This is a genomic window from Streptomyces sp. NPDC046909 (assembly GCF_040644695.1).
Classification (GTDB): domain Bacteria; phylum Actinomycetota; class Actinomycetes; order Streptomycetales; family Streptomycetaceae; genus Streptomyces.
In genome coordinates this window covers 595,945-621,549 of the sequence record NZ_JBEYXC010000004.1, presented here as the reverse complement: position 1 = coordinate 621,549, position 25,605 = coordinate 595,945, and the positions used below count along the sequence as shown (strand labels likewise).

Sequence of the window (25,605 nt, the reverse complement as noted above, 5' to 3'; positions counted from 1 at the left end):
GTGACCGCGTCTGCGCGCGGCTGTGCGCCAGGGTCGCCGCCGGCGGCTTCGCCGCGTCGGATCGTTCGTCCATAGGCCGTGCATCGCCCGTCGCCCCCCTCACAGTCTCAAATGTCCATCCCCGGCGCCGAACGGTGCGCGGCGCAGCCCCTGTCGGGACGATACACCAGTCTCGTCACTCAGGGACATAGTTCCTCTACGCTCCGTGACGACCAGCGGTGATGCGGGCACGGACCGCGTCCGGAAGGTAGCGGAGGGTACCGGAAACGGATTACACGCTTGTTGCTCTGTGGGGCTAAGCGCTTTCCATGCCCGTCGTAAGGATCACGTTGCGCAGGGGCTCCTGGTTCACGAAACGGCCCAACTGGTCCACAAGGAGCCGTTTGGCACGCGGCAGGAACGCGGACGACGGTCCGCCGACGTGCGGGCTGATGAGCACGCCCGGCGCCTGCCACAACGGGTGCCCCTGGGGCAGCGGTTCGGGGTCCACGACGTCCAGGGCGGCGGTGATCCGGCCGCTCTCCAGTTCGGCCAGCAGCGCCTTGGTGTCGACGACGCCGCCGCGCGCGACGTTCACGAGCAGGGCGCCGTCCTTCATGCCGGCCAGGAACTCGGCGTTCACCAGGCCGCGGGTGGAGTCGTTCAGCGGGGTGGAGAGGATGACGACGTCCGCCGCGGGGAGCAGCGCGGGCAGTTCGGTGAGCGGATGCACCGGTCCGCGCTCCGTGGTGCGCGCCGAGCGCGCGACGCGCACCACCCGCGCGACCTCGAACGGCACGAGCCGGTCCTCGATGGCCGCGCCGATGGAGCCGTAGCCGACGATCAGGACGTTCTTGTCGGCGAGCGCGGGGTGGAAGTCGCTCTGCCAGTGCTCCTGTTGCTGGGCGCGCACGAAGCCGGGGATGCCGCGCATTGAGGCGAGCGTCAGCGTGAGGGCGAGCTCGGCGGTGCTCGCCTCGTGCACCCCGCGCGCGTTGCACAGCCGTACACCGGGAACGATGTCGTCGAGGTGCGCCAGGACGTCGTCGACCCCCGCGGTCAGTGTCTGGACGACCTGGAGGTTCCGCATCTCCCGCAGCGGGCGGATCTTGACGGGCTGCCGCTTCATGTACGGCACGACGTACAGCACGCAGTCGGCGGGGTCGCCGGGGAACTCCCGCGTCCCGTCCTCGCCTCCGTCCCAGAACAGGTAGTCGGGCCCTTCGGGGAGTCCGGCGATCTCGTCCGGCGGGATGGGGAGCCACACGTCAGCAGCGGTCATGGTCAGAGGCTATGTCAGGCACGTGAGGGCGCAGAGGTTAGGTTGTGGGGTGCCGGAAGAGGGAGGGTCACGAGCAGGTGGAGCGCAGGACGATCGGCGCGGGGGCACTCGCGATGGGGGCCGTCGGACTCGGCTGCATGCCGATGAGCTGGGCCTACAGCGGGTCGCGGCAGCGGGGCGAGGAGTCGCTCAGGGCTGTGCACCGGGCGCTGGACCTGGGCTCGACGCTGCTGGACACGGCCGACATGTACGGCCCGTTCACCAATGAGCTGCTGGTGGGGCGGGTGCTCAAGGAGCGGCGCGGGGACGCCTTCGTGTCGACCAAGGTGGGGCTGCTGGTCGGCGAGCAGCACATCGTGGCCAACGGCCGCCCCGGCTATGTGAAACGGGCCTGCGACGCGTCGCTGCGCCGGCTTCAGACCGATGTGATCGACCTGTACCAGCTGCATCGCGCCGACCCGGAGGTCCCGGTGGAGGAGACCTGGGGCGCGATGGCGGAGCTCGTGCAGGCCGGGAAGGTGCGGTCGCTGGGTCTGTGCGCGGTCGGTGCGCGCGGCGGCCGCCGCTCCGGGGCCGGGCTGCACGACGCGACGATCCGCCAGTTGCGGCGGGTCCAGCAGGTCTTCCCGGTGAGCGCGGTGGAGGCGGAGCTGTCGGTGTGGTCGCCGGAGGCGCTGGCGGCGCTGCTGCCGTGGTGCGAGGCGCGCGGCGTGGGCTTCCTGGCGGCGATGCCGCTGGGCAACGGCTTCCTGACCGGCACCCTCACCCCGGGCGAGGGTTTCGAACCGGACGACGTCCGCGCCCGCCACCCCCGCTTCACCGCCGAGATGATGGCCGCGAACCAGCCCATAGTCGCCGGCCTGCGCCGCATAGCCGCCCGCCACGGCGACGACGTCACCCCGGCCCAGGTGGCCCTGGCCTGGGTGCTCTCCCGGGGCCGCCACGTGATCCCGGTCCCGGGCGCCAAGCAGGAACGCTGGGTGACGGAGAACGCGGGCGCGGCGGAGCTGCGGCTGTCCGCACAGGATCTGACGGACGTGGCGGAGCTGCCCGGGGCACGGGGATCCTGGGACTGAGAACGGGGATCCTGGGACTGCGGGCCGGCACAGGCTCCGCGGAAGTCCGTCGCGGTTCCGGTCCCTGAGATCGGGAACCTGTGGGACGCGAGCGGTGTATGAACAGTAGAACCTGCCGCGTCGAAGGGACCGAGATCGTGCAACGACGAGCTGTGTCGGCCGTGTTGGCCGCGACCGCGCTCCTGCTGACGGCCGGGTGCTCCTCGGACGACGGTGGCGGTGACGGGCCGTCCGAAGGCAGTACGACACCGGGCGGGGGTACGGCATCGCAGTCCTCCCCCACCCGGCAGGCCGCCGAGGAGACACCTCCCGCGAAGGGCTCGGTGAAGGTGCTCCGCACGGTCGCCACCGGCCTGGGCACGCCCTGGGGTCTGGCCCCGCTGCCCGACGGCGATCTGCTGGTCTCCTCGCGGGACGACGCGACGATCACCCGGGTCGACGGGGAGACCGGCAAGAAGACCGAGCTGGGCGAGGTCCCCGGGGTCTCCCCGGCCGGCGAGGGCGGTCTCATGGGCCTGGCGCTGTCGCCGGACTACGCCTCGGACCACATGGTGTACGCGTACTTCACCTCGGCCTCGGACAACCGCATCGTCCGCATGCTGTACGAGGAGGAGAAGCCCGCCGGGGAGCGGCTGGGCGCCCCGGACACCGTCTTCAAGGGCATACCCAAGGGCTTCATCCACAACGGCGGGCGGATCGCCTTCGGCCCGGACGGCATGCTGTACGCGGGCACGGGCGAGAGCGGCAACACCGGTCTGTCCCAGGACAAGGAGTCCCTGGGCGGCAAGATCCTGCGGCTGACCCCGGAGGGCGATCCGGCTCCGGGCAACCCGTTCCCCGGCTCCCCCGTGTACTCCTATGGGCACCGCAATGTGCAGGGTCTGGCCTGGGACGCCAAACAGCGGCTGTTCGCCTCGGAATTCGGCCAGGACACCTGGGACGAGCTGAACGCGATCAAGCCGGGCGGCAACTACGGCTGGCCCGAGGTCGAGGGCAGGTCCGACGACGGCGACTTCATCAACCCGATAGCCCAGTGGGCCACGGACGACGCCTCTCCCAGCGGTGTGGCCTATGCCGAGGGTTCGATATGGATGGCCGGTCTGAAGGGGCAGCGGCTGTGGCGGATCCCGCTGAAGGGCACGGAGGCCTCCGCCGATCCCCAGGCGTTCCTCAAGGGCGAGTACGGCCGGCTGCGCACGGTGGTGTCGGCGGGCGGCGACAAGCTGTGGCTGGTCACCAGCAACACGGACGGGCGGGGGGACCCGAAGGAGGGGGACGACCGGATCCTGGAGATACAGGTGAGCTGACCCGGCAGGAACGCTCCTGGGAACGCTCAGCCGTCCTCCGGCCCCTCCTCGGACGCCTCCGGCTCCGGTCGGCGTACGACGACCTTCCCGGACGAGAGATCTATCGGCCCATGCCCGGGGTCGCCGTCACCGACGTCCACCCGGGTCATTTCCAGTCGGTTCTGTTCATCCCGGGTGTGTTTCCGACCGGGTGCGAACAGTTCCTCGAAGGGGTTGAACACAGGACCTCCCTGGGTCGGTCACATACAGCGTAGAACCTCACCCCGCCGTTCGACTCGAGAGCCCCTCGGCGGGGAACAGCCCCAGCCGGTGGGCCACGGCCGCCGCCTCGCCGCGGCCCGAGACGCCGAGCTTGGCCAGGATGTTCGACACATGGACGCTGGCGGTCTTCGGGGAGATGAACAGTTCCTCGGCGATCTGGCGGTTGGTGCGGCCGGCGGAGACCAGGCGCAGCACATCGCGCTCCCGTCCGGTGAGACCGAGGGCCTCGGCCTGGTCCGTGGGGGCCGGGGCCTGCTTCGGGACGGCGGCCAGGGTCAGGCGGGCGCGCTGGGCGAGCTGGGTGACAGCGTCGGCCAGGGGGCGGGCGCCGAGATGGCGGGCGACGGCCTGGGCGAGGCGGAGCAGTTCGGTGGCGCGGTGGCGTTCGTCGTCGCCGCCGGTGGAGAGGAGGGACTCGGCGAGGCGGTGGCGGACGCGGGCGAGGTCGTAGGGGCGGTCCAGGCACTCGAAGGCGGCGGTCACCTCGGCCCAGTCGTCGGGGGCGCTGTGGCCCTCGGCGCGCAGGAGTTCGGCGCGGACCCAGCGTTCGTGCGCCTGCCAGACGGGGGCGTTGGTGGTCAGGGTCTTGGCGGTGGTGCGGAGGCGGTCGAGGCTCTCGGCGCGGCCGGGGTCGGCGGCGGGCAGTCCGAGGGCGTCGGCCTCCATGGTGGCGCCGATCAGAAGGAGGGGCCAGGCGTAGCGCTGGGTGTCGGGCGGGAAGCCGGTGTCCAGGACCTGCCGGAGTTCGGCGCGGGCGTCCAGGAGGCGGCCCTCCGCGGCGGCGACGGCGATGCCGAGGCGGAGGAGGGGCAGTTCGTACTGGGGTGCCCGGTCATGGGTGCCGAAGTGGCCGCGGGCCGCGGCCAGGTGGTCGACGGCGTCGGCCAGGTTGCCTCGGGCGAGGGCGAGTTCGGCGCGGAGGCCGGCCCGGAAGCCGCGGGGTATGGCGCTCTGGCCGACGCGTTCCGACTGGCCGGCGGCCGTGGCGGCCTCGTCCCAGCGGCCGAGGCTGAAGAGGGACTCGGCGAGGTTGCCCCAGACCCAGGCCTCGCTGTCGAGGAGGCCGAACTTCCGCGTGTAGTCGACGCCTTCCTCCAGGAGGGTCACGGCTTCGGCAGAGCGGCCGACGCCTTCGAGGGCGTCGGGCAGGTTGACGTAGGCGCGGGCGGCGATGCCGGTCATGCCGTTCTCGGTGGTCTGCCGCTTGACCTCGAACATCTCCTTCAGTCCGGCTTCGAGGTCGCCGCCGTGGACGATGAGGGTGCCCAGGGTGAGCCGGGCGCTCATCTCGGTCTCGCGGGCGCCGACCATGCGCGCGTACTCCACGGCGCGTTCGGCGGCCGTGAAGGCCTCGGGTCCGGGGACGTGCACCATGGACCAGTTGGCGACCTGGGAGAGGACGTCGGCGTGCACCTCGGAGGGCGGCAGTCCGCGGACCAGGTCCTGGGCGGTGGCAAGTTCCTGCCAGCCGTTGCCGCGGGCGAGGGCCTGCATCAGCCGGGAGCGCTGCCCCCAGAACCAGGCGGCGCGCACCGGGTCGCCCTCCTCCTCCAGCAGGTGCAGGGCCCGCTTGGTGATCTTCAGGGCGCGTTCCCGCTCCCCGGAGAGCCGGCCGGCGACGGCGGCCTCGGCCATCAGGTCGAGATAGCGGAGCGGGGTGGTGGCCGGGTCGCAGCCGCAGGGAGGGAAGGCCTCGGTGTAGTCGACGGGGCGCAGGGCGGCCCGGACCGACTCGGGGGCGGTGTCCCAGAGCTCCATCGCGCGTTCCAGGAGCCGGAGTTGTTCGGAGTAGGCGTGCCGGCCGCGGGCGGTGGCGGAGGCGTCCAGGACGGCGGGCAGGGCCTTGGCGGCGTCGTGGGCGTGGTACCAGTAGCTGGCCAGGCGCATCACGCGCGCGTCGGCCGGCACCAGCGTGGGGTCGGCCTCCAGGGCCTCGGCGTAGCGGCGGTTGAGGCGGGAGCGTTCGCCGGGCAGCAGGTCGTCGCCGACGGCCTCGCGGACCAGGGAGTGGCGGAAGCGGTAGCCGTCGCCGTCGGGTGCGGCGCTGAGGATGTTGGCGTTCACGGCGGAGCGCAGCGCCTCGATGAGGTCGTCCTCGGCGAGCTGGGCGACGGCGGCGATGAGCCGGTACTCGACGGTGGAGCCGCCCTCGGCGACGACCCGGGCGACCCGCTGGGCGCTCTCGGGCAGGCCCTCGACGCGGACCAGGAGCAGATCGCGGAGGGAGTCGGTGAGGCCGGTGCAACAGCCCTCGTGGGCGGCGACGGCGAGTTCCTCGACGAAGAAGGCGTTGCCGTCGGAGCGTTCGAAGATGTCGTCGACGGTGGCCGGTTCGGGTTCGGCGGCGAGGATGCCGGCTATCTGGCGGCCGACCTCGGTGCGGTTGAAGCGGCCGAGTTCGAGGCGGCGGACGGTGCGCAGCCGGTCGAGTTCGGCGAGCAGGGGGCGCAGCGGGTGGCGGCGGTGGATGTCGTCGGCGCGGTAGGTGGCGAGGACGACCAGGCGGCCGGTGCGCAGGGTGCGGAAGAGATACGAGAGGAGGTGGCGGGTGGAGGCGTCGGCCCAGTGCAGGTCCTCCAGGGCGACGACGACGGTGCGGTCGGCGGCGACGCGTTCCAGGAGGCGGGCGGTGAGTTCGAAGAGGCGGGCCATGCTCTGTTCGTCGTGGCGTCCCGAGGGGGCCTCGCCCAGTTCGGGCAGGAGCCGGGCCAGTTCCTCCTCCTGGCCCGCGGCCGCGGCGGCCATCTCTTCGGGCAGTTCGCGGCGCAGGTTGCGCAGGGCGGTGGAGAACGGGGCGAAGGGCAGCCCGTCGGCGCCGATCTCGACGCAGCCGCCGAGGGCGACGACGGCGTCCTGCCGGCAGGCGGCGGTGGCGAACTCCTCCACGAGACGCGTCTTGCCGACCCCGGCCTCACCGCCGATCAGCAAGGCCTGGGGTTCTCCCGCGGCGGCACGGGCGAGCGCCTCGTTCAGGGTGTTCAGCTCATCGGCGCGACCGACGAACACGGGACTGACGGACCTGGTCTCCACGGGCCCGAGCATCGCATGCGGGTACGACAAGGCGGCACCGGTTTTCCGCGGGGCGGAGCCGGGGCCTTCGGCGGCGGAAAGAGAAGGGAGGACGGTCGTCGTACGACCGTCCTCCCTTGCCTCGGCGCTCATGCGGTGCGCGGGAACCGGTGCCGGCGAAGGCGCCCGGTATGCGCCTCGCTCTCGGCCTCGCGGCGGGCCGCCTCACGGCGGGCGGCGCGGCGGCTGCGGACCGCCTCCCGGGCGAGGCGCTCGTTGTCGGCCTGGCGGATCAGTTCGGCGGAGCGGAGCTGGGAGATCTCGTACTCATACATGGTGTGGTCCCTTGTGAGATTCGGTTTCGTGCTTCGCTTTCTGCGATGCCTCTACCTTCGTCTCCAAGGCGGGGGTGCCACATCGGGAGAGTTCCGCATCTTCGGCGGCCGGTGGGGCCTTAGACATGCCTAAGGGGCCTCAGGGCGCCGCGTAAGGTGCTTACGTCGGCCCTAAGACCCCTCGGGACCTGCGGTGTCTCAGCTCGTGGAGGGCAGGCCCAGCAGGATGTCGGTGTACTTGAGGACGGCCAGGAGCAGGCCGATGACGCCGAGCGCGACACCGCCCCAGGCGACCGACTTGATCCACACGGCCTGCGGCTTGCCGGGCGCCCCGAAGGCGGGCCGGGCCAGCACGAAGACGCCGACGATCAGCGCGGCGAGCGCGAAGAAGCCCGCCCACAGCGCGGAGGTCTGCCAGGCGTCGCCGTAGATCTCCTTGACCTGCTTGGCGACGGTCGCGGTCGACGCGGTCTCCAGCTGGCCCACGAGGGTCTCGCGGGCGGCGGCGACGGAGCCGATCCAGCCACCGGTGAGGGAGACGAGGCCGAGCGCGGCGGACACGACGGCGCCCGCGCCCTGGCCGACGCCGGAGGGGCCCTCCTGCTCGGTGTCGGCGAGGCCCGCTTCGAGGTCGTCGCCCTCCCCGGACTCGGCGGAGTCCTCGGAGTTCTCGGAGTCGACCGCGGCGTCGGCGTCGGCCTCGACCTCGGTCTCCGTCACTTCGTCGACCTTGGTGACGTCCACCTTCGCGTCGTCGGTCTTCGCCTCGGGGCCCGTTTCGGCCCCGGTCTCGTCAACAGTCTTGGTTCCCATACCTCGCACCGTACGGACGCAGTCTGAGAGGTCTCTTAATGATCCTTGTGAGCGGCACGCGCGCGTGCCTCACGCCACTCGGGCGCCAGCACCGACCAAACCTCGAGATCGTGCCGCACCCCACCATAGAGGTGGGCCTGCCGGTGCACTCCGTCGCGGGTCATTCCCAGCCGCCGGGCCACGTTCAGGCTGGGGGTGTTCCCGGCGGCGGCGACCCATTCGACGCGGTGGATGCCGCGTTCCTCGACGCACCAGTCGATGAGGATGCGCATCGCCCGGGTGATCAGCCCGCGCCCGGTGGCGGCGGGCTCCAGCCAGCAGCCGACCTCGGCGTTGCCCTGGGCGGCGTCGACGTTCAGGGTGAGCACCCCGCCGACGAGCTTTCCGTCCAGCCAGATGCCGTGGTAGCCGCCGGTGTCGTCGGCGCGCATCCGGGCGTACCGCTGGAGCGTCTCCCGCGCGGACTCCACGTCGACGACCTGGGAGCCGAAGGCGATGAACTGCCCGATGAACTCCCGCCCGCGCTCCAGGTTCGCGAGGAACTCCTCGGCGTGCCACGGCTCCAGCGGCCGCAGCTCGGCACCGTCACCCAGCGATATCGCGTACATCCTCGTCCCGCTCCCTCTCGATCTCCCCTACGACGGCGTCCACCCTTTCATGTGATGCGCGGCATTCCGGCGGCTCGATGCTGATGCGCGGCATCCGGCGGTCCAGCCAGCCCGGCAGCCACCAGTTGGCGCCGCCGAGCAGATGCATGAGGGCGGGGACGAGAAGAGTCCGCAGAACGAAGGCGTCCAGAGCGACCGCCGCCGCCAGCGCGATGCCGAACATCGCGATCACCCGGTCGCCGCTGAGGACGAAGGCCAGGAAGACCGAGATCATGATGACCGCGGCGGAGTTGATCACCCGGCTGGTCTCGGCGAGGCCGACGCGGACGGCCCGCCGGTTGTCGCCGGTCTCCAGCCACTCCTCGTACATCCGGCTGACCAGGAAGACCTGGTAGTCCATGGAGAGCCCGAAGAGCACGGACACCATGATCACGGGGAGGAAGGGCTCGATCGGCCCGGCCCTCCCCAGCCCGAGGAGCTCGCTCCCCCACCCCCACTGGAAGATCGCGACGACGACGCCGAAGGCGGCGGCGACGGCGGCGACGTTCATCGCGGCGGCCTTCAGCGGGATGCCGACGGACCGGAAGGCGAGCAGGAGCAGCAGACAGCCCAGGCCGATCACGACCCCGACGAACAGCGGCAGCTTGCCGACGATCACCTCGGCGAAGTCGTCGTACGACGCCGTCACCCCGCCGACCTGGATGTCGAGGGACGTCCCGGTCTCGGCGCGCGGCAGCACCTCGGTGCGCAGCCGGTCGACGAGGTCGCTGGTGTCCTGGGACTGCGGGGACGACGCCGGGACGATCGTGAAGTACCCGGTGTCACCGCCCGCGTCGTAGGTCACCGGCGTCACGGACGCGACGCCCTCGGTGGTGCGGATGGTGGCGTCGAGGTTGTCGAGGAGCAGCTTGTCCTCGGCGCTGTCGACGTGCGTGACCAGGGTCAGCGGTCCGTTGACGCCGGCGCCGAAACCGTCGGCGAGGAGGTCGTAGGCCTGGCGGGTGGTGGAGGTCTCGGGGTTGTTGCCCTGGTCGGAGGTGCCGAGGCGGAGGCCCAGGGTGGGCAGGGCGAGGACGGTGATGACGACCAGGGCGATCGCGCCGAGCAGCTTGGGGTGCCGTTCCACGAACGCCGACCAGCGTGCGGCGAGCCCGGTGGGCAGTTCGGGCTGGGGCCCGTGCTCGTCCAGGTGCCGTCGCTCGCGGCGGCTCAGGGCGCGCATGCCGATGAGGGAGAGCAGGGCGGGCAGCAGGGTGACGGAGGCGGCGACGGTGAGGACGACGGTGAGCGAGGCGGCTATCGCGACGCCGTTGAGGAAGCTCAGCCTGAGGATCAGCATCCCGAGCAGGGCGATGCAAACCGTGGCACCCGCGAAGACGACCGCCCGTCCTGTGGTCGCGACGGCGTTGGTGATCGACTCGCCGACGTCGAGCCCGCGTTTCAGACCACGCCGGTGTCTGGTGACGATGAACAGCGCGTAGTCGATGCCGACACCCAGCCCGATCAGCATGCCGAGCATGGGCGCGAAGTCGGCGACGGTCATGGCGTGCCCGAGCAGCACGATCCCGGCGTACGCCGTCCCGACGCTGACGAGCGCGGTGGCGATGGGCAGCAGCGAGGCGGCGAGCGAGCCGAAGGCGAGGAAGAGCACGACCGCGGCGACGAGCACTCCGACGGCCTCGGCGAGATGTCCGCCGCTGGACTCGGTGAGCGCGATGGCGCTGCCGCCCAGCTCCACCTGGAGCCCGTCGCCCTCAGCTGCCTTGGCGGTGCTGACGACGTCCTGCACCTCGGCCTTGTCGAGGTCCTCGGCGCGGTCCTCGAAGGTGACCGTGGCGTACGCGGTACGGCCGTTCTCGCTGATCCGGTCCGCGCCCTGGGTGTCGTACGGGCTGACGACGGCGGCCACTCCGGGCAGTTCGGCGATCTCGTCCAGGGTCCGCGTCATCGTCTGCTCGACGGCGGCGGCGCGGACGGTGCCGGAGGCGGTGTGCCAGACGATGGTGTCGCTGTCGCCGCCGAGGTCGGGGAAGCCCTCCTGGAGCAGCTGGGTGGCGCGGCCCGACTCGGTGCCGGGGACCTCGTAGTCGTTCGAGTACGCCGAGCCGGTGACCGCGGCGGCCGCGGTCACCCCGCCGAAGGCGAGGAGCCACAGCAGTACGGCGACGAGGCGGCGCTGGACACACCAGCGTGCGAGGGCTGCCACGAAACGTGCTCCCGGGTGGATTTGTGGATCTTTGACCGGGAACAGTCGTCCATGGTGTGAACGGCCCGCAAAGAACGCATGAGCAATGCGCAGACCACTCTTGCAGCCAGAATTGATCGTTTATGCCATTCGTGGGTTTATTCACAGGAGTGCGAGGCAGATCACAGGACAGTAACGGTCGCTCTGTCACCCTCAGTCGAACTGGTCGCCCAGAGCCATCACCATCACTCCGACGATCAGCAGCCACAGCGCCCGCCGGGTGCGCCCGCGCGACCCGAGGAGGGCCGCCAGCGCGCACACCACCGCGCCGAAGGCGTACGCGGCCGGCACCAGCGTGGGAGCCGCGCCGCTCAGCCGGAGCGCCGACGCCGCCAGGCCCGCGAGGGCCAGCATCGTCCCGGTCCCGGACGCCGTCCAGCGGGCCCGCCGGGCGTCAAGGACCTGGTCGTCGTCGTACTCCTCCTGTATGTCGGAGTCGGAATCCGGGTGCGCGTTCATGGCGGGCGAGCGTAGCGTGTCCGGCTGAGAATCCCCGGGCCGTCCGCCCCCAGCCGAAGCAGGTGCATTGTTTGAGCGTCCGACCGAGCTCCGACGTATCCCTTTCCGCCTTTCCGGACTCAAGGAGCCCGCTCACCGATGCCAGACATCACCACCCCGAACGTCATCACCCCGGGGACCTCGGACGATGACCTCACCCGGCGGCTGACGCACGCCCGCTACACCCGCAGCAACACCTACGACGTCCGCTGGGTCATCGAGAACCAGATGGGCCCGAACGCCCTGTGGCTGCTGGAGTGGCTGGCGCCCGCACTGGGCCTCGACGCCCTGCGCCCGTGCGCCCGCGTCCTCGACCTGGGCTGCGGCCGGGCCATGACCTCGGTCTTCCTGGCCAGGGAGTACCACGCCCAGGTCACCGCGGCCGATCTGTGGATCGGGCCCGACGACAACGCCCGGCGCATCGCCGAGGCCGGTTTCGCCGACCGGGTGCTGCCCGTGCACGCCGAGGCGCACGATCTGCCGTTCGCCGAGGCGAGCTTCGACACGATCGTGAGCATCGACGCGTACCAGTACTTCGGCACCAACGACCTCTATCTGCCCACCCTGACCCGGCTGTTGAAGCCGGGCGGGCGGATCGGGGTCGTCGTCCCCGCGGTGCGGGACGAACTGGAGGGCACCGATCCGCCCGAGCACCTCAAGGGGCACTGGGAGCCCGACTGGTGGTGCTTCCACTCCGCCGACTGGTGGCGCCGCCAGTGGACCCGCAGCGGAGCCGTCGAGGTCGAGACGGCCGACTGGCAGCCGGACGGCTGGAAGGACTGGCTGCTGTGGTGCGACGTCGTCGCCGAGGAGAGCCCGGAGGAGTTCCACCGCGACATGGCCCGCCGGGTGCGCGAGGCGGTCCGTGCCGACGAGGGCCGGGCACTGGGCTTCGTACGGGTCGTAGGACGCCGTAAGTAAGCAGCACTACGGCCCCGGAGGGCATCCCTCCGGGGCCGTACGCGTGTCACAGGCCTCAGCCCTCGCTGACGCCCAGCTTCTCCAGGATCAGCTCCTTGACGCGGGCCGCGTCCGCCTGACCGCGGGTCGCCTTCATGACCGCGCCGACCAGGGCGCCGGCCGCGGCGACCTTGCCGGAGCGGATCTTGTCGGCGATGCCCGGGTTGCCGGCGATGGCCTCGTCGACGGCGGTGCCGAGGGCACCCTCGTCGGAGACGACCTTCAGACCGCGCTTCTCGACGACCTCGTCCGGGGTGCCTTCGCCCGCGAGGACGCCCTCGATGACCTGACGGGCCAGCTTGTCGTTCAGGTCACCCTTCGAGACGAGCTCGGAGACGCGGGCGACCTGCACCGGCGTGATGGCCAGCTCGTCCAGCGACGTGCCGGACTCGTTGGCGCTGCGGGCGAGTTCGCCCATCCACCACTTACGGGCGGAGGCCGCGTCGGCACCGGCGTCGATCGTGGCGACGATCGGGTCCAGCGCACCGGCGTTGAGGATCGCCTGCATGTCGACGGCCGAGATGCCCCACTCCGCGAGGAGCCGGTTACGACGGGCCAGCGGCAGCTCGGGCAGACCGGCGCGGATCTCCTCGACCCACTCACGCGAGGGCGCCACGGGGACCAGGTCCGGCTCCGGGAAGTACCGGTAGTCCTCGGCCTCCTCCTTCACACGGCCCGAAGTCGTGGACCCCGTGTCCTCGTGGAAGTGCCGGGTCTCCTGGATGATCGTGCCGCCACTGCTGAGCACCGCGGCATGCCGCTGGATCTCGAAGCGGGCCGCACGCTCCACGGAACGCAGTGAGTTGACGTTCTTCGTCTCGGAACGCGTGCCGAACTTCTCGCGGCCGTGCGGGCGCAGCGACAGGTTCACGTCGCAGCGCATCTGGCCCATCTCCATACGGGCCTCGGAGACGCCGAGCGCCTTGATGACCTCGCGCAGCTCACGGACGTACGCCTTCGCGACCTCGGGAGCGCGTTCGCCGGCGCCCTCGATCGGCTTGGTGACGATCTCGATGAGCGGGATGCCGGCGCGGTTGTAGTCGAGGAGGGAGTGGGACGCGCCGTGGATACGGCCGGTGGCGCCGCCGACGTGCGTCGACTTGCCGGTGTCCTCCTCCATGTGGGCGCGCTCGATCTCCACGCGGAAGGTCTCGCCGTCCTCCAGCTGTACGTCGAGGTAGCCGTTGAAGGCGATCGGCTCGTCGTACTGGGAGGTCTGGAAGTTCTTCGGCATGTCCGGATAGAAGTAGTTCTTCCGGGCGAAGCGGCACCACTCGGCGATCTCGCAGTTCAGCGCGAGACCGATCTTGATCGCCGACTCGACGCCGGTCGCGTTGACGACCGGGAGCGCGCCGGGCAGGCCGAGGCAGACGGGGCAGGTCTGCGTGTTGGCGTCCTGACCGAGCTCGGTCGAACAGCCGCAGAACATCTTGGTCTTGGTGCCGAGTTCGACATGGACCTCAAGGCCCATGACGGGGTCGTACGACGCGAGTGCGTCCTCGTACGACACCAGGTCGGTCGTGGTGGTCACGGTGGAAATTCCCTCTCAGCCCAGCAGGACGTCGTCGTCGCCCAGCCGCTTCAGTTCGCGGTACAGGATGGCGAGGCCGGTGACGATCGCGACCGCGGAGACGGTGGCGTCGACCAGCCGGAGCGTGTCCTGCTCGGCACGGGCCTTCTTGATCTGCTTGGCGACACCGAGCGCGCCGAACGCGGTGGTGGCCATCGACAGGTACGTACCGGACTTGGACTTCTTGAAGTCCTTCGCCTTGGTCAGCTTGCTCACAGCGACGGTGCCTCCTCCAGGAGCGGGTGCCCCCACTTTTCCACGAAGGCGGCCTCGACGGCGGCGCCGACCTTGTACAGCCGGTCGTCCTTCAGCGCCGGGGCGATGATCTGGAGACCGACCGGGAGGTTGTCCTCGGGCGCCAGACCGCACGGGAGCGACATGGCCGAGTTGCCCGCGAGGTTGGTCGGGATGGTGCAGAGGTCCGCGAGGTACATCGCCATCGGGTCGTCGGCACGCTCGCCGATCGGGAAGGCGGTGGTCGGGGTCGTCGGGGAGACGATCACATCCACCTGCTCGAACGCCTTCTCGAAGTCGCGCGTGATGAGCGTACGGACCTTCTGGGCGCTGCCGTAGTACGCGTCGTAGTAGCCGGAGCTCAGCGCGTACGTGCCGAGCATGATCCGGCGCTTCACCTCGGGGCCGAAGCCCGCCTCACGGGTGAGGGAGGTGACCTCCTCGGCCGAGTGGGTGCCGTCGTCGCCGGTACGGAGGCCGTAGCGCAGGCCGTCGAAGCGGGCGAGGTTGGACGAACACTCGGAGGGCGCGATCAGGTAGTACGCCGACAGCGCGCGGTCGAAGGACGGGCAGTCCAGCTCGACGATCTCGGCGCCCAGCTCCTTGAGGAGGGCGACGGACTCGTCGAAGCGCTGGATGACACCGGCCTGGTAGCCCTCACCGCGGAACTGCTTGACCACGCCGACGCGCATGCCCTCGACGCTGCCGTTGCGGGCGGCCTCGACGACCGGCGGGACGGGCGCGTCGATGGACGTGGAGTCCAGCGGGTCGTGCCCGGCGATCACCTCGTGGAGGAGCGCCGCGTCCAGGACCGTACGGGCGCAGGGCCCGCCCTGGTCGAGGGAGCTGGAGAAGGCGACCATGCCGTAGCGGGAGACCGCGCCGTACGTCGGCTTGACGCCGACCGTGCCCGTGACGGCGGCCGGCTGGCGGATGGAACCGCCGGTGTCGGTGCCGATGGCGAGGGGCGCCATGTGCGCGGCGAGCGCGGCGGAGGAACCGCCGCCGGAGCCGCCGGGGATGCGGGTGAGGTCCCACGGGTTGCCGGTGGGTCCGTACGCGCTGTTCTCGGTGCTGGACCCCATGGCGAACTCGTCCATGTTGGTCTTGCCGAGGATGACGACGTCGGCGGCCTTCAGCTTCTTGGTGAGGGTCGCGTCGTACGGCGGGATCCAGCCTTCGAGGATCTTCGAGCCGACCGTGGTCGGGATGCCCTCGGTGGTGAAGATGTCCTTCAGCGCGAGCGGAACGCCGGCGAGCGGGCCGAGCTTCTCGCCGCGCTCCCGCTTCTCGTCGACGGCACGGGCCTGGGCCAGCGCGCCCTCGCGGTCGACGTGCAGGAAGGCGTGCACCTTCTCGTCGACGGCCTCGATACGGGCCAGGTGGGCCTCGGCGACCTGCACGGCCGTGAGCTCGCCGGAGGCGATCTTCGCGGCGGTCTCGGCGGCGGTCAGCTTGATGATGTTGACGTTGTCCGTCATGGCGATTAGTCCTCCCCCAGGATCTGCGGCACCTTGAAACGCTGCTGCTCCTGGGCCGGGGCGCCGGAGAGCGCCTGCTCGGGGGTGAGCGACGGACGGACCTCGTCCGCCCGCATGACGTTCGTCAGCGGGAGCGGGTGCGAGGTCGGCGGTACGTCTTGGTCGGCGACCTCACTGACGCGTGCGACCGCGCCGATGATGTCGTCCAGCTGTCCCGCGAAGTGCTCGAGCTCTTCGGGCTTCAGCTCCAGACGCGCCAGCCGGGCGAGGTGGGCGACCTCCTCGCGCGTGATGCCAGGCATGCAGCGATCCTCTGGGGTGAGTGCGTGTGGTTTGGGGCCAATCCTATGGGGCGGGGGCCGGTGTCGGTTACGCGGTTTCCTCGCCCCCGCCGCCCCTACCCGTCCCGTCCTTCTGGGGCTCCGCCCCAGACCCCGCTCCTCAAACGCCGGAGGGGCTGGGTTTTTCAGCCCGTCCGGCGTTTGAGGACGAGGCCCCTTCAGGGCCGATAGCGGGGGTCTGGGGGCGGCAGCCCCCAGTGATGGGACGGGTAGGGGCGGCGGGGGCGAGACATCGATAGGGTCCTCACATGGGCAGCCACCAGCACGCCGCCGATGACGACTCCCTGCCGACCCCCGCCACTCAGGCCGGTCGCGACGGACTGCGGGCCATTCTCGAACGGCCCGGCAAGACCGTCGTCGCGCTCGACTTCGACGGCACGCTCTCGCCGATCGTCCCGGACCCCGAGCAGGCCCGCGCGCACCCCGAGGCGGCAGCCGTACTCGCCGCGCTCGCCCCGAAGATCGCCTCCGTCGCGGTGATCACCGGACGCCCGCCCGCCGTCGCCGTACGGCTCGGCGGGTTCGACGGGATCCCCGGCCTCGACCACCTCGTCATCCTCGGCCACTACGGCGCGGAACGCTGGGACGCCGCCACCGGCGAGATCACCGCCCCGCCGCCCCACCCCGGCGTCGCCCGGGCCCGTGCCGAACTGCCCGGGCTGCTCGACCGGACCGGTGCCGGGCAGGGCGCGTGGGTCGAGGAGAAGGGGCGGGCGCTGGCCGTTCACACCCGCCGCGCCGCCGATCCCCAGGCCGCGTTCGAGGCCCTGCGTGAACCGCTCACCGACCTCGCCACCCGCAACGGGCTCATCGTCGAACCGGGCCGCCTGGTCCTCGAACTCCGCCCGCCCGGCATGGACAAGGGCGTGGCCCTCCTCGACCACGTCCGCGAACTGGGCGCCGAGGCCGTCCTCTACGCCGGCGACGACCTGGGCGACCTCCCCGCGTACACGGCGGTCGACAAACTCCGCTCCGACGGCGTCCCCGGCCTACTGGTGTGCAGCGGCAGCGAGGAGGTCACCGAGCTGGCGGAGCGGGCGGATCTGATCGTCGACGGTCCGGAAGGGGTCGTACGGCTGTTGCGGGCGCTCGCGGGTCAGCTGGACTGAGACATCAGTCGCTGTCCAGCGCGTGCAGCTGCTCCAGGAACCACTGGGCCGGCGGCAACGCCGTCGCCGCCGCGGCCAGCCGCTTCGTCCGCTCGGCCCGTTCCTCCACCGGCATGGTCAGCGCCTCGTGCAGCGCGTTCGCCGTGCCGATCACGTCGTACGGGTTGACGACGATCGCGTCCTCGCCGAGCTCCTCGTACGCCCCGGCCTCCCGTGACAGCACCAGCACGCACCCCTCGTCGGAGACCACCGGTACCTCCTTGGCGACGAGGTTCATGCCGTCGCGGATGGGGTTCACCAGGGCGACGTCGGCGAGGCGGTAGGCGGCCAGGGAGCGGGCGAAGTCGTCCTTGACGTGCAGGACGACCGGCTTCCAGCCCGCTGTCCCGTACCGCTCGTTGATCTCCTCGGCCAGGCGCTGCACTTCGGCCGTGTAGTCGCGGTAGACCGCCAGGTCCTGGCGGGACGGGTACGCGAACGCCACGTGCACCACGCGCTCCCGCCACTCGGGACGGTCGTCGAGCAGCTGCCGGTAGGCCAGCAGCCCGCGCACGATGTTCTTGGACAGCTCGGTCCGGTCGACCCGGACGATCGCCCGGCGGCCCTCGCCGATCTCCGCGCGCAGTGCCGTCATCCGTTCGTCGACGTCGGTCTCGTGCGACCGCTTCCGCAGGAAGTCCGCGTCCGCGCCGAGCCCGTGCACCCCGACCCGCGTCTCCCCGAGCCCGCCGACGACGTCCGCCGCGCACGCCTCGAACGCCGACGCCCACCGCCGCGTGAGGAACCCCAGCCGGTCCGCGCCGAGCATGCCCCGCAGGACCTGCTCGGCCACGTCGTCCGGCAGCATCCGGAAGTACTCCGGGGGCGCCCACGGTGTGTGCGAGAAGTGGCCGATCCGCAGATCCGGGCGGAGCTCGCGCAGCATCCCGGGCACCAGCGTCAGGTGGTAGTCCTGCACCACGACCGAGGCGCCCTGCACCGCCTCCTCCGCCAGCGCCTGCGCGAACGCGCGGTTGTACGTCTCGTACGACGCCCACTGGCGCCGGAACTCCGCGTCGAAGACCGGCTCCAGCGGGGTCTGGTACAGCATGTGGTGGACGAACCAGAGCACCGAGTTCGCGATGCCGTTGTACGCGTCCGCGTGCACGTCCGCCGGGATGTCGAGCATCCGTACGCCGGACTCGCCCGCACCGCGCCGGACCGCCTCCCGGTCGCCGTCGGACAGCGCCGAGCACACCCACAGCGCGTCCGCGTCCGACCCGATCGCGGAGAGACCGGAGACCAGCCCGCCGCCCCCGCGCTTGGCGGACAGCGTTCCGTCCTCCCGGACCTCGTACGAGACCGGGCCGCGGTTGGACGCGACGAGCACCCGGGCACCCTGGGCAGCCTGCGTGGAAGCCATACGGATCAACCTAGCCCGACCCGTAAACGCTCAAACGTACGGTTCTGTGTATACGGCCCGCCGGAGCCCGTAACGCGGCTCTGGCCAGGCGACCTCAGCCAACCCCAGCCGACCTCAGCCGACCTTTCAGGCGACCTTTCGGGACGCGTACTCCGCGATCTCCGCCATCGGCGGCCGTTCCTCCGTGTCCACGGAGTAGGTGCGCGGCTCGAAGCCGTCCTCGCCCCGTTCGAACTGGGTGAGGGAGGGACGGATGAGGTGGCCGCGGGCCAGGCGGAGCTGGGCGGTGCGGTAGATCGCGGCGGACATGCGGCCCAGGGCCTGGCCGTCCTGGTGGCGGTGCTTGCGGACCCCCACGTCCACCTGGGCCAGCGCGTCGAGGCCGACCAGGTGCAGGGCGTCGACCAGCATGCCCAGCTCCACGCCGTAGCCGACGGGGAACGGCAGCTGTTCCAGGAGGGACCTGCGGGCCGCGTACTCGCCGCCGAGCGGCTGGACGAAGCCGGCCAGCTGCGGCCAGTGCATGTTCAGCAGCGGGCGGGCCATCAGCTCGGTGACGCGGCCGCCCTGGCCCGCCGCGCTCCCGAGTGGGCGGTCGTACATGGCCTTGACCAGGTCGACAGCGGGGTCGGTGAGCAGCGGGCCCACGATCCCGGAGACGAAGTCGGAGGAGAACTCCTTCAGGTCGGCGTCGATGAAGCAGACGATGTCACCGCTGGTCACCAGCAGTGAGCGCCACAGCACCTCGCCCTTGCCGGGGACGGTGGGGACGCGGGGGAGGATCGCGTCGCGGTGCACGACCGTGGCCCCGGCGGCCGCCGCGACCTGCGCCGTACGGTCGGTCGACCCGGAGTCGACGACGACGATCTCGTCTACGAGGGGCACCTGCTGCATGAGGTCGTGACGGATGATCGCGACGATGTCGCCGACCGTCTCCTCCTCGTTGAGCGCGGGCAGCACGACGCTGACCGTCTGCCCCGTGCGTTGCTTGGCGGCCATGATCTGGTGGAGCGGGCGATCGGTCACTGACCAGGAGCGGGTGGTCAGCCAGCGCTCGACTTCGTTCAGCACGTAGGCGGCTCCTTCACGTGTGATCCATCTCGCCGTTCGGACGTCTATCTCAACTGTCCTGGCCGTCGGTTACAGTCTTGAACAACGCGGATGACCATCGCATGTCCTGGATGGTCGGACGTTCACAACTTCATACCGCTCATCCAGAGGGGCAGAGGGATACGGCCCGATGAAGCCCCGGCAACCCTCCAGTCGGTACTCGTAGATCATTGTTGATCGTTCCGCGAGGCTCCCGACTAGGGAAGGTGCCAAATCCGTCTCACGGCGAGATGCGTCGTGAGGAAGATGAGGAGAAAGGGCCTCGCCTCCATGGCTGCGCAGACTGTTGCAAGCACCACCGATGCAAGCACCACCGCTACGACCGTAGACCTCGGCCCCGCCGCAGCGCTCAGCTGCCGTGAGTGCGGCCACCGGGTCCCTCTCGGACCGGTCTTCGCGTGCGAGGAGTGTTTCGGCCCGCTCGAGATCGCCTATGACTTCTCGGCCTACGACACCGAGGAACTCCGCAAGCGCATCGAGGCGGGACCCGCGAACATCTGGCGCTACGCGCCCCTGCTGCCCGTCCCCGCGGACGTGGCCGACAAGCCCAACATCAACCCGGGCTGGACCCAGCTCGTCAAGGCCGACAACCTCGCGCGCGAGCTCGGCGTGACCGGCGGACTGTATGTGAAGGACGACTCCGGTAACCCGACGCACTCCTTCAAGGACCGCGTCGTCGCCCAGGCCCTGGAGGCGGCCCGCGCCTTCGGCTTCACCACCCTCTCCTGCTCCTCCACCGGCAACCTGGCCGGTGCCGTCGGCGCCGCCGCCGCCCGCGCCGGCTTCCGGTCCTGCGTGTTCATCCCGCACGACCTGGAGCAGGGCAAGGTCGTCATGGCCGCCGTCTACGGCGGTGAGCTCGTCGGCATCGAGGGCAACTACGACGACGTGAACCGCTTCTGCTCCGAGCTGATCGGCGACCCGGCCGGCGAGGGCTGGGGCTTCGTCAACGTCAACCTGCGGCCCTACTACGCGGAGGGCTCCAAGACCCTGGCGTACGAGATCTGCGAGCAGCTCGGCTGGAAGCTTCCCGACCAGCTGGTCGTGCCGATCGCCTCCGGCTCGCAGCTCACGAAGATCGACAAGGGGCTCCAGGAGCTGATCAAGCTGGGGCTCGTCGAGGACAAGCCGTACAAGATCTTCGGGGCGCAGGCGGAGGGCTGCTCGCCGGTGTCCGTCGCCTACAAGGCGGGCCACGACGTCGTACGCCCCCAGAAGCCGAACACCATCGCCAAGTCCCTCGCCATCGGCAACCCGGCGGACGGGCCGTACGTCCTCGACATCGCGCGCCGCACCGGCGGTGCGGTGGAGGACGTGACGGACGAGCAGGTCGTCGACGCGATCAAGCTGCTCGCTCGCACGGAGGGCATCTTCGCCGAGACGGCCGGTGGCGTGACCGTGGGTGTGACCCGCAAGCTGATCGAGAACGGTCTCCTCGACCCGACGCTCACCACCGTCGTGCTGAACACCGGCGACGGCCTCAAGACCCTGGACGCGGTGGCCGGCACCGGCCTCACCGCGACCATCCGCCCGAACCTGGACTCCTTCCGAGAGGCTGGCCTCGCATCATGAGCGTGACCGTCCGCATCCCCACCATCCTGCGTACCTACACCGGCGGGCAGGCCGAGGTCGCCGCCGAGGGTGCCACCCTCGCCGACGTCATCGCCGACCTGGAGAAGAACCACACGGGCATCGCCGCACGCGTGCTCGACGACCAGGGCAAGCTGCGCCGGTTCGTCAACGTGTACGTCAATGACGACGACGTCCGCTTCGAGCAGGGCCTGGAGACGGCCACCCCGGACGGGGCCGGTGTCTCGATCATCCCGGCGGTCGCCGGAGGCTGACCGGACGTCGATCGTTACCCTGGGTAACGTCGATTACCAAGAGTTCATTGAATTGCCCCCTCCGTGAGAGAAGCGGAGGGGGCAATTCTCTATGGTTGAGCGCGGTACAGTTGGGGAACCTGCTCCGCTCCCCATGCCAGCCGCATATGAGTTCTCGCTCCGAGTGCGACGAGAAGTAGCCAAAGTGTGCGGTTCTTTTGCGAATTTTGCGCCTTTTATGGGGCCCGACTTGCCCCGAATTCGGGCGAATTCTCACTACATTCCGGACCCCTCACGTCCAGAATTCTCGTCCGATTGACCTGTTGCAGACGGCAGTTGGACAGATACATTCAGCCGCGGTCGACGCGTTCCGGCGCACGCCCCCAATCCGTGGGGGGTGAGGTCTGACCCGGATCCGCGAAGTGCGGATCTGTGCAAGGGCCAGTAATAGGGGAGTTAGGCATGGCTCAGGGCACCGTCAAGTGGTTCAACGCGGAGAAGGGGTACGGCTTCATCGCGGTCGACGGTGGTGCGGATGTTTTCGTCCACTACAGCGCGATCCAGATGGACGGGTACCGCACCCTGGAAGAGGGCCAGCGGGTGGAGTTCGAGATCTCGCAGGGCCAGAAGGGCCCGCAGGCCGACATGGTTCGCGTCACCGCTTGATACGCGCGACCGACTGAACACCGAGCGTCTTCTGCCGAAGGGCTCGCACCTCGTGAGGGGTGCGGGCCCTTCGGTCTGTCCGGACCCCTGTAAGGGCTGCCGGGACCGCTGCGGGACCTGGTCGATCCCCGAGAGGCGCTTGCACTCGACCATGCCGAGTGCTAATCATTGGCGTTAGCACTCTGAAGGTGAGAGTGACAACGAAGGACCGGGTCGGTGAGGCCCGCAGGCCGGGTGGGGCAAGGAACCACGAGGTGTGCGAGCCGTCCGTCGCGGGCGCGGGCGCGGTCCAGAAGAATCACCCCCAGTCCTGGAGGGACCACTTCACATGGCCAAGATCATCGCGTTCGACGAGGAGGCGCGGCGCGGCCTCGAGCGCGGCATGAACCAGCTCGCGGACGCCGTGAAGGTGACGCTCGGCCCCAAGGGCCGCAACGTCGTCCTCGAGAAGAAGTGGGGCGCCCCCACGATCACCAACGATGGTGTCTCCATCGCCAAGGAGATCGAGCTCGAGGACCCGTACGAGAAGATCGGCGCCGAGCTGGTCAAGGAAGTCGCGAAGAAGACCGACGACGTAGCCGGTGACGGCACGACGACTGCGACCGTCCTGGCCCAGGCCCTGGTGCGCGAGGGTCTGCGCAACGTGGCCGCCGGTGCCAACCCGATGGCTCTCAAGCGCGGTATCGAGAAGGCCGTCGAGGCCGTCTCCGGTGCCCTCCTTGAGCAGGCCAAGGATGTCGAGACCAAGGAGCAGATCGCTTCCACGGCCTCCATCTCCGCCGCCGACACCCAGATCGGCGAGCTCATCGCCGAGGCGATGGACAAGGTCGGCAAGGAAGGCGTCATCACCGTCGAGGAGTCCCAGACCTTCGGTCTGGAGCTGGAGCTGACGGAGGGTATGCGCTTCGACAAGGGCTACATCTCCGCCTACTTCGCCACCGACATGGAGCGTATGGAGGCGTCCCTGGACGACCCGTACATCCTGATCGCCAACTCCAAGATCGGCTCCGTCAAGGACCTGCTCCCGCTCCTGGAGAAGGTCATGCAGTCGGGCAAGCCGCTGCTGATCATCGCCGAGGACGTCGAGGGCGAGGCCCTGTCGACCCTGGTCGTCAACAAGATCCGTGGCACCTTCAAGTCCGTCGCCGTCAAGGCCCCGGGCTTCGGTGACCGTCGCAAGGCCATGCTCGGCGACATCGCCATCCTCACGGGCGGCGAGGTCATCTCCGAGGAGGTCGGCCTCAAGCTGGAGAACGCGACCCTGGACCTCCTGGGCCGCGCCCGCAAGGTCGTCATCACCAAGGACGAGACGACGATCGTCGACGGTGCCGGTTCGGCCGACCAGGTCGCCGGTCGCGTCAACCAGATCCGTGCCGAGATCGAGAACAGCGACTCGGACTACGACCGCGAGAAGCTCCAGGAGCGCCTGGCGAAGCTCGCCGGTGGCGTCGCCGTCATCAAGGCCGGTGCCGCGACCGAGGTCGAGCTCAAGGAGCGCAAGCACCGCATCGAGGACGCCGTGCGCAACGCCAAGGCGGCCGTCGAGGAGGGCATCGTCGCCGGTGGTGGCGTGGCCCTGCTCCAGGCCTCCGGTGTCTTTGAGAAGCTGGAGCTGGAGGGTGACGAGGCGACCGGCGCTGCCGCCGTCAAGCTCGCCCTCGAGGCCCCGCTGAAGCAGATCGCCGTCAACGCCGGCCTTGAGGGCGGCGTCGTGGTGGAGAAGGTCCGCAACCTCACCCCGGGTCACGGCCTCAACGCCGCCACCGGTGAGTACGTCGACCTGGTCAAGGAAGGCATCATCGACCCGGCGAAGGTCACGCGCTCCGCGCTCCAGAACGCCGCGTCGATCGCCGCGCTCTTCCTCACCACCGAGGCCGTCATCGCCGACAAGCCGGAGAAGGCCGCCGCGCCCGCCGGCGGCGGCATGCCGGGCGGTGACATGGACTTCTGATCCGTACGGATCGCCTGTCCTTCGTTCCGAGGGCGGCACTTCCCGCGAAAGCGGGGGGTGCCGCCCTCGGGCGTTTCCGGGGTACGGCGGGGATGTGAGGCGCCACACAGCCAGTTAGTTCAGTAGGTGCAACAATGCGTACGCACATACCAGCTGGTCAGATGAGCCACCTCCAAGGAGCCCCCGCGTGACCGTCTCCGCTTCCGTCCCCTCCACCCGCGCCGCCGAGGTCCTCTCCCGGCCCACCACGATCAACGGCCTGACCGTCCCGAACCGCATCGTCATGGCGCCGATGACCCGCATGTTCTCCCCGGGCGGCATCCCGGGCGCGGACGTGGCGTCGTACTACTCGCGCCGGGCGGCCGCGGGCGTCGGTCTGATCGTGACCGAGGGCACGTACGTCGGTCATGACTCGGCCGGTGACAGCACGCGCGTGCCCCGCTTCCACGGGGAGGAGCAGCTCGCGGGGTGGCAGAAGGTCGCCGAGGACGTGCACGCGGCGGGCGGCACGATCGTCCCGCAGCTCTGGCACATCGGCATGACCCGCACCCCGGGCCAGGGCCCCGTCCCGGACGCCCCGTCGGTCGGTCCCTCCGGTGTGCGTCCCGGTGCCGACGAGCCCACCGGGCACACGATGACCCAGCGCGACCTGGACGACGTCATCGGCGCCTTCGCCGAGGCCGCGGCCGCCGCGGAGCGCATCGGCATGGACGGCGTGGAGATCCACGGCGCCCACGGCTACCTCGTCGACCAGTTCCTGTGGGAGGGCACCAACCGCCGCACGGACGGGTACGGCGGTGACGCGGTCGCCCGTACCAAGTTCGCCGCCGAGATCGTGGCCGCCGTACGCGAGACCGTGTCGGCCGAGTTCCCGATCATCTTCCGCTACTCGCAGTGGAAGCAGGAGGCCTACCGCGCCCGTCTCGCCGAGACCCCGGAGGAGCTGGAGGCGATCCTCGCGCCGCTCGCCGCCGCCGGTGTCGACGCCTTCCACGCCTCCACCCGCCGCTACTGGCTCCCCGAGTTCGAGGACTCCGACCTCAACCTCGCCGGCTGGACCAAGAAGCTCACCGGCAAGCAGACCATCACCGTCGGCTCGGTCGGCCTCGACGGGGACTTCCTCAAGGGCTTCGTGGGCGAGGGCGCGCCGCTTCGTGGCATCGACGACCTTCTCGACCGCCTTGAGCGCGAGGAGTACGACCTCGTCGCCGTCGGGCGTGCGCTGCTTCAGGACCCGGAGTGGGCGGCGAAGGTGCTGGCGGGGCGGACGGGTGAGCTGAAGGCCTATGACGCGGCGGCGCTTCAGTCGCTGAGCTGAGGCGGGCGGCGGTGACGTGCGGGTCGGTGGGGGCGTGCGTCCCTGGGGGCTGCGCCCCCAGACCCCCATCGGCCCGAAGGGCTGCGCGGCAGGCCTCGCCCTCAAACTCCCCCAGAGGGGGCACCCCCAGACGGGCTGGAATGTGCGGACCGGCGTCGAGAGGGGCCGAGCGGGCTGGAGGGTGCCGACAGGCTGGTGAGGTGCGGCCGTTCCGCTGAGAAGATGCC

Annotated in this window: 23 protein-coding genes and 1 riboswitch; of the genes, 9 read left to right on the top strand and 14 right to left on the bottom strand. The window is 70.4% G+C overall.

Going from position 1 to position 25,605, the window contains the following annotated elements; all coding sequences use genetic code 11:
- Positions 1-295 precede the first annotated feature (295 nt).
- Positions 296-1,261, bottom strand: coding sequence for a 2-hydroxyacid dehydrogenase (locus tag ABZ928_RS15855; RefSeq protein WP_361518552.1), 966 nt, complete (start codon positions 1,259-1,261; stop codon positions 296-298).
- Positions 1,262-1,338: 77 nt separating this feature from the next.
- Between ABZ928_RS15855 and ABZ928_RS15850 the strand changes: the two genes are divergently transcribed.
- Both ABZ928_RS15850 and ABZ928_RS15845 read left to right on the top strand, forming a co-directional pair.
- Entirely contained in the window at positions 1,339-2,337 is a 999-nt protein-coding gene (locus ABZ928_RS15850; RefSeq protein WP_361518550.1) for an aldo/keto reductase, read from the top strand.
- A 98-nt stretch (positions 2,338-2,435) separates the two neighbouring features.
- Positions 2,436-3,644 carry a PQQ-dependent sugar dehydrogenase gene (locus ABZ928_RS15845; protein WP_361518549.1) on the top strand — a complete coding sequence of 403 codons (1,209 nt, stop codon included), beginning with the start codon at positions 2,436-2,438 and terminating at the stop codon, positions 3,642-3,644.
- Between the two features lie 26 nt (positions 3,645-3,670).
- On the opposite strand, the gene ABZ928_RS15840 is transcribed toward ABZ928_RS15845, so the two are convergent.
- The 7 genes from ABZ928_RS15840 to ABZ928_RS15810 form a co-directional block, all read right to left on the bottom strand.
- The gene (locus ABZ928_RS15840) at positions 3,671-3,865 is read right to left on the bottom strand and encodes a DUF6191 domain-containing protein (protein ID WP_361518548.1); all 195 of its coding nucleotides are present in this window, start codon (positions 3,863-3,865) and stop codon (positions 3,671-3,673) included.
- Between the two features lie 37 nt (positions 3,866-3,902).
- Positions 3,903-6,947 carry an AAA family ATPase gene (locus tag ABZ928_RS15835; protein ID WP_361518934.1) on the bottom strand — a complete coding sequence of 1,015 codons (3,045 nt, stop codon included), beginning with the start codon at positions 6,945-6,947 and terminating at the stop codon, positions 3,903-3,905.
- Positions 6,948-7,063: 116 nt separating this feature from the next.
- Complete coding sequence (locus ABZ928_RS15830; protein WP_361518546.1) at positions 7,064-7,249, bottom strand: hypothetical protein; 186 nt, start codon at positions 7,247-7,249, stop codon at positions 7,064-7,066.
- A gap of 198 nt (positions 7,250-7,447) precedes the next feature.
- A complete protein-coding gene (locus ABZ928_RS15825; protein ID WP_361518544.1) occupies positions 7,448-8,062 on the bottom strand; it encodes a hypothetical protein in 615 nt (204 codons plus the stop codon).
- A gap of 35 nt (positions 8,063-8,097) precedes the next feature.
- Positions 8,098-8,670, bottom strand: a complete 573-nt coding sequence (locus ABZ928_RS15820; RefSeq protein ID WP_361518542.1) for a GNAT family protein — start codon at positions 8,668-8,670, stop codon at positions 8,098-8,100.
- The gene (locus ABZ928_RS15815) at positions 8,648-10,876 is read right to left on the bottom strand and encodes an MMPL family transporter (RefSeq protein WP_361518540.1); all 2,229 of its coding nucleotides are present in this window, start codon (positions 10,874-10,876) and stop codon (positions 8,648-8,650) included. Before ABZ928_RS15815 ends, ABZ928_RS15820 begins: the two co-directional genes overlap by 23 nt.
- Positions 10,877-11,068: 192 nt before the next feature.
- Positions 11,069-11,374 (bottom strand): hypothetical protein, encoded by a 306-nt coding sequence (locus ABZ928_RS15810; protein WP_361518538.1) that lies wholly within the window; start codon positions 11,372-11,374, stop codon positions 11,069-11,071.
- Positions 11,375-11,512: 138 nt separating this feature from the next.
- On the opposite strand from ABZ928_RS15810, the gene ABZ928_RS15805 reads away from it, so the two are divergent.
- Complete coding sequence (locus ABZ928_RS15805) at positions 11,513-12,334, top strand: methyltransferase domain-containing protein (RefSeq protein WP_361518536.1); 822 nt, start codon at positions 11,513-11,515, stop codon at positions 12,332-12,334.
- A gap of 55 nt (positions 12,335-12,389) precedes the next feature.
- On the opposite strand, the gene gatB is transcribed toward ABZ928_RS15805, so the two are convergent.
- The 4 genes from gatB to gatC are packed head-to-tail and all read right to left on the bottom strand — an operon-like array spanning position 12,390 to position 15,960.
- Positions 12,390-13,904: an Asp-tRNA(Asn)/Glu-tRNA(Gln) amidotransferase subunit GatB gene (gene gatB / locus ABZ928_RS15800; RefSeq protein ID WP_361518534.1), complete on the bottom strand. Its 1,515-nt coding sequence runs from the start codon at positions 13,902-13,904 to the stop codon at positions 12,390-12,392.
- Between the two features lie 15 nt (positions 13,905-13,919).
- Positions 13,920-14,159 carry a hypothetical protein gene (locus ABZ928_RS15795; protein ID WP_361518532.1) on the bottom strand — a complete coding sequence of 80 codons (240 nt, stop codon included), beginning with the start codon at positions 14,157-14,159 and terminating at the stop codon, positions 13,920-13,922.
- On the bottom strand, positions 14,156-15,658 hold the full coding sequence (gatA, locus tag ABZ928_RS15790; protein ID WP_361518530.1) for an Asp-tRNA(Asn)/Glu-tRNA(Gln) amidotransferase subunit GatA: 1,503 nt from the start codon (positions 15,656-15,658) through the stop codon (positions 14,156-14,158). Before gatA ends, ABZ928_RS15795 begins: the two co-directional genes overlap by 4 nt.
- Before the next feature lie 5 nt (positions 15,659-15,663).
- A complete protein-coding gene (gene gatC, locus ABZ928_RS15785; RefSeq protein WP_007384860.1) occupies positions 15,664-15,960 on the bottom strand; it encodes an Asp-tRNA(Asn)/Glu-tRNA(Gln) amidotransferase subunit GatC in 297 nt (98 codons plus the stop codon).
- 287 nt (positions 15,961-16,247) lie between these two features.
- Here gatC and otsB point away from each other — a divergent pair, with 287 nt between their 5' ends.
- Positions 16,248-17,108, top strand: coding sequence for a trehalose-phosphatase (gene otsB / locus ABZ928_RS15780; RefSeq protein WP_361518528.1), 861 nt, complete (start codon positions 16,248-16,250; stop codon positions 17,106-17,108).
- A 4-nt stretch (positions 17,109-17,112) separates the two neighbouring features.
- Here otsB and ABZ928_RS15775 read toward each other — a convergent pair whose 3' ends face one another.
- Complete coding sequence (locus ABZ928_RS15775; RefSeq protein ID WP_361518526.1) at positions 17,113-18,510, bottom strand: trehalose-6-phosphate synthase; 1,398 nt, start codon at positions 18,508-18,510, stop codon at positions 17,113-17,115.
- Between the two features lie 126 nt (positions 18,511-18,636).
- Positions 18,637-19,581 carry a glucosyl-3-phosphoglycerate synthase gene (locus ABZ928_RS15770; RefSeq protein WP_361518524.1) on the bottom strand — a complete coding sequence of 315 codons (945 nt, stop codon included), beginning with the start codon at positions 19,579-19,581 and terminating at the stop codon, positions 18,637-18,639.
- 136 nt (positions 19,582-19,717) lie between these two features.
- A riboswitch (SAM riboswitch) is annotated at positions 19,718-19,873 on the top strand.
- Between the two features lie 17 nt (positions 19,874-19,890).
- Here ABZ928_RS15770 and thrC point away from each other — a divergent pair.
- From thrC to ABZ928_RS15745, 5 genes are all read left to right on the top strand, one after another.
- Positions 19,891-21,192: a threonine synthase gene (thrC, locus tag ABZ928_RS15765; RefSeq protein WP_361518522.1), complete on the top strand. Its 1,302-nt coding sequence runs from the start codon at positions 19,891-19,893 to the stop codon at positions 21,190-21,192.
- Complete coding sequence (locus tag ABZ928_RS15760) at positions 21,189-21,464, top strand: ubiquitin-like small modifier protein 1 (RefSeq protein WP_059195843.1); 276 nt, start codon at positions 21,189-21,191, stop codon at positions 21,462-21,464. Before thrC ends, ABZ928_RS15760 begins: the two co-directional genes overlap by 4 nt.
- A 441-nt stretch (positions 21,465-21,905) precedes the next feature.
- A complete protein-coding gene (locus ABZ928_RS15755) occupies positions 21,906-22,109 on the top strand; it encodes a cold-shock protein (RefSeq protein WP_004986573.1) in 204 nt (67 codons plus the stop codon).
- A gap of 328 nt (positions 22,110-22,437) precedes the next feature.
- Complete coding sequence (groL, locus tag ABZ928_RS15750; protein WP_059195844.1) at positions 22,438-24,060, top strand: chaperonin GroEL; 1,623 nt, start codon at positions 22,438-22,440, stop codon at positions 24,058-24,060.
- A 187-nt stretch (positions 24,061-24,247) separates the two neighbouring features.
- On the top strand, positions 24,248-25,378 hold the full coding sequence (locus ABZ928_RS15745) for an NADH:flavin oxidoreductase (RefSeq protein WP_361518519.1): 1,131 nt from the start codon (positions 24,248-24,250) through the stop codon (positions 25,376-25,378).
- The last annotated feature ends 227 nt before the right edge of the window (positions 25,379-25,605 follow it).

Bases quoted from the DNA above. Each gene is read 5' to 3' on its own strand.
- ABZ928_RS15835 (WP_361518934.1), bottom strand. From the start codon at position 6,947: ATGCTCGGGCCCGTGGAGACCAGGTCCGTCAGTCCCGTGTTCGTCGGT.
- ABZ928_RS15855 (WP_361518552.1), bottom strand. From the start codon at position 1,261: ATGACCGCTGCTGACGTGTGGCTCCCCATCCCGCCGGACGAGATCGCC.
- ABZ928_RS15820 (WP_361518542.1), bottom strand. From the start codon at position 8,670: ATGTACGCGATATCGCTGGGTGACGGTGCCGAGCTGCGGCCGCTGGAG.
- ABZ928_RS15805 (WP_361518536.1), top strand. From the start codon at position 11,513: ATGCCAGACATCACCACCCCGAACGTCATCACCCCGGGGACCTCGGAC.
- ABZ928_RS15845 (WP_361518549.1), top strand. From the start codon at position 2,436: ATGAACAGTAGAACCTGCCGCGTCGAAGGGACCGAGATCGTGCAACGA.
- groL (WP_059195844.1), top strand. From the start codon at position 22,438: ATGGCCAAGATCATCGCGTTCGACGAGGAGGCGCGGCGCGGCCTCGAG.
- thrC (WP_361518522.1), top strand. From the start codon at position 19,891: ATGGCTGCGCAGACTGTTGCAAGCACCACCGATGCAAGCACCACCGCT.
- ABZ928_RS15775 (WP_361518526.1), bottom strand. From the start codon at position 18,510: ATGGCTTCCACGCAGGCTGCCCAGGGTGCCCGGGTGCTCGTCGCGTCC.
- ABZ928_RS15755 (WP_004986573.1), top strand. From the start codon at position 21,906: ATGGCTCAGGGCACCGTCAAGTGGTTCAACGCGGAGAAGGGGTACGGC.
- ABZ928_RS15760 (WP_059195843.1), top strand. From the start codon at position 21,189: ATGAGCGTGACCGTCCGCATCCCCACCATCCTGCGTACCTACACCGGC.
- ABZ928_RS15825 (WP_361518544.1), bottom strand. From the start codon at position 8,062: ATGGGAACCAAGACTGTTGACGAGACCGGGGCCGAAACGGGCCCCGAG.
- ABZ928_RS15830 (WP_361518546.1), bottom strand. From the start codon at position 7,249: ATGTATGAGTACGAGATCTCCCAGCTCCGCTCCGCCGAACTGATCCGC.
- gatC (WP_007384860.1), bottom strand. From the start codon at position 15,960: ATGCCTGGCATCACGCGCGAGGAGGTCGCCCACCTCGCCCGGCTGGCG.
- gatA (WP_361518530.1), bottom strand. From the start codon at position 15,658: ATGACGGACAACGTCAACATCATCAAGCTGACCGCCGCCGAGACCGCC.
- otsB (WP_361518528.1), top strand. From the start codon at position 16,248: ATGGGCAGCCACCAGCACGCCGCCGATGACGACTCCCTGCCGACCCCC.
- ABZ928_RS15810 (WP_361518538.1), bottom strand. From the start codon at position 11,374: ATGAACGCGCACCCGGATTCCGACTCCGACATACAGGAGGAGTACGAC.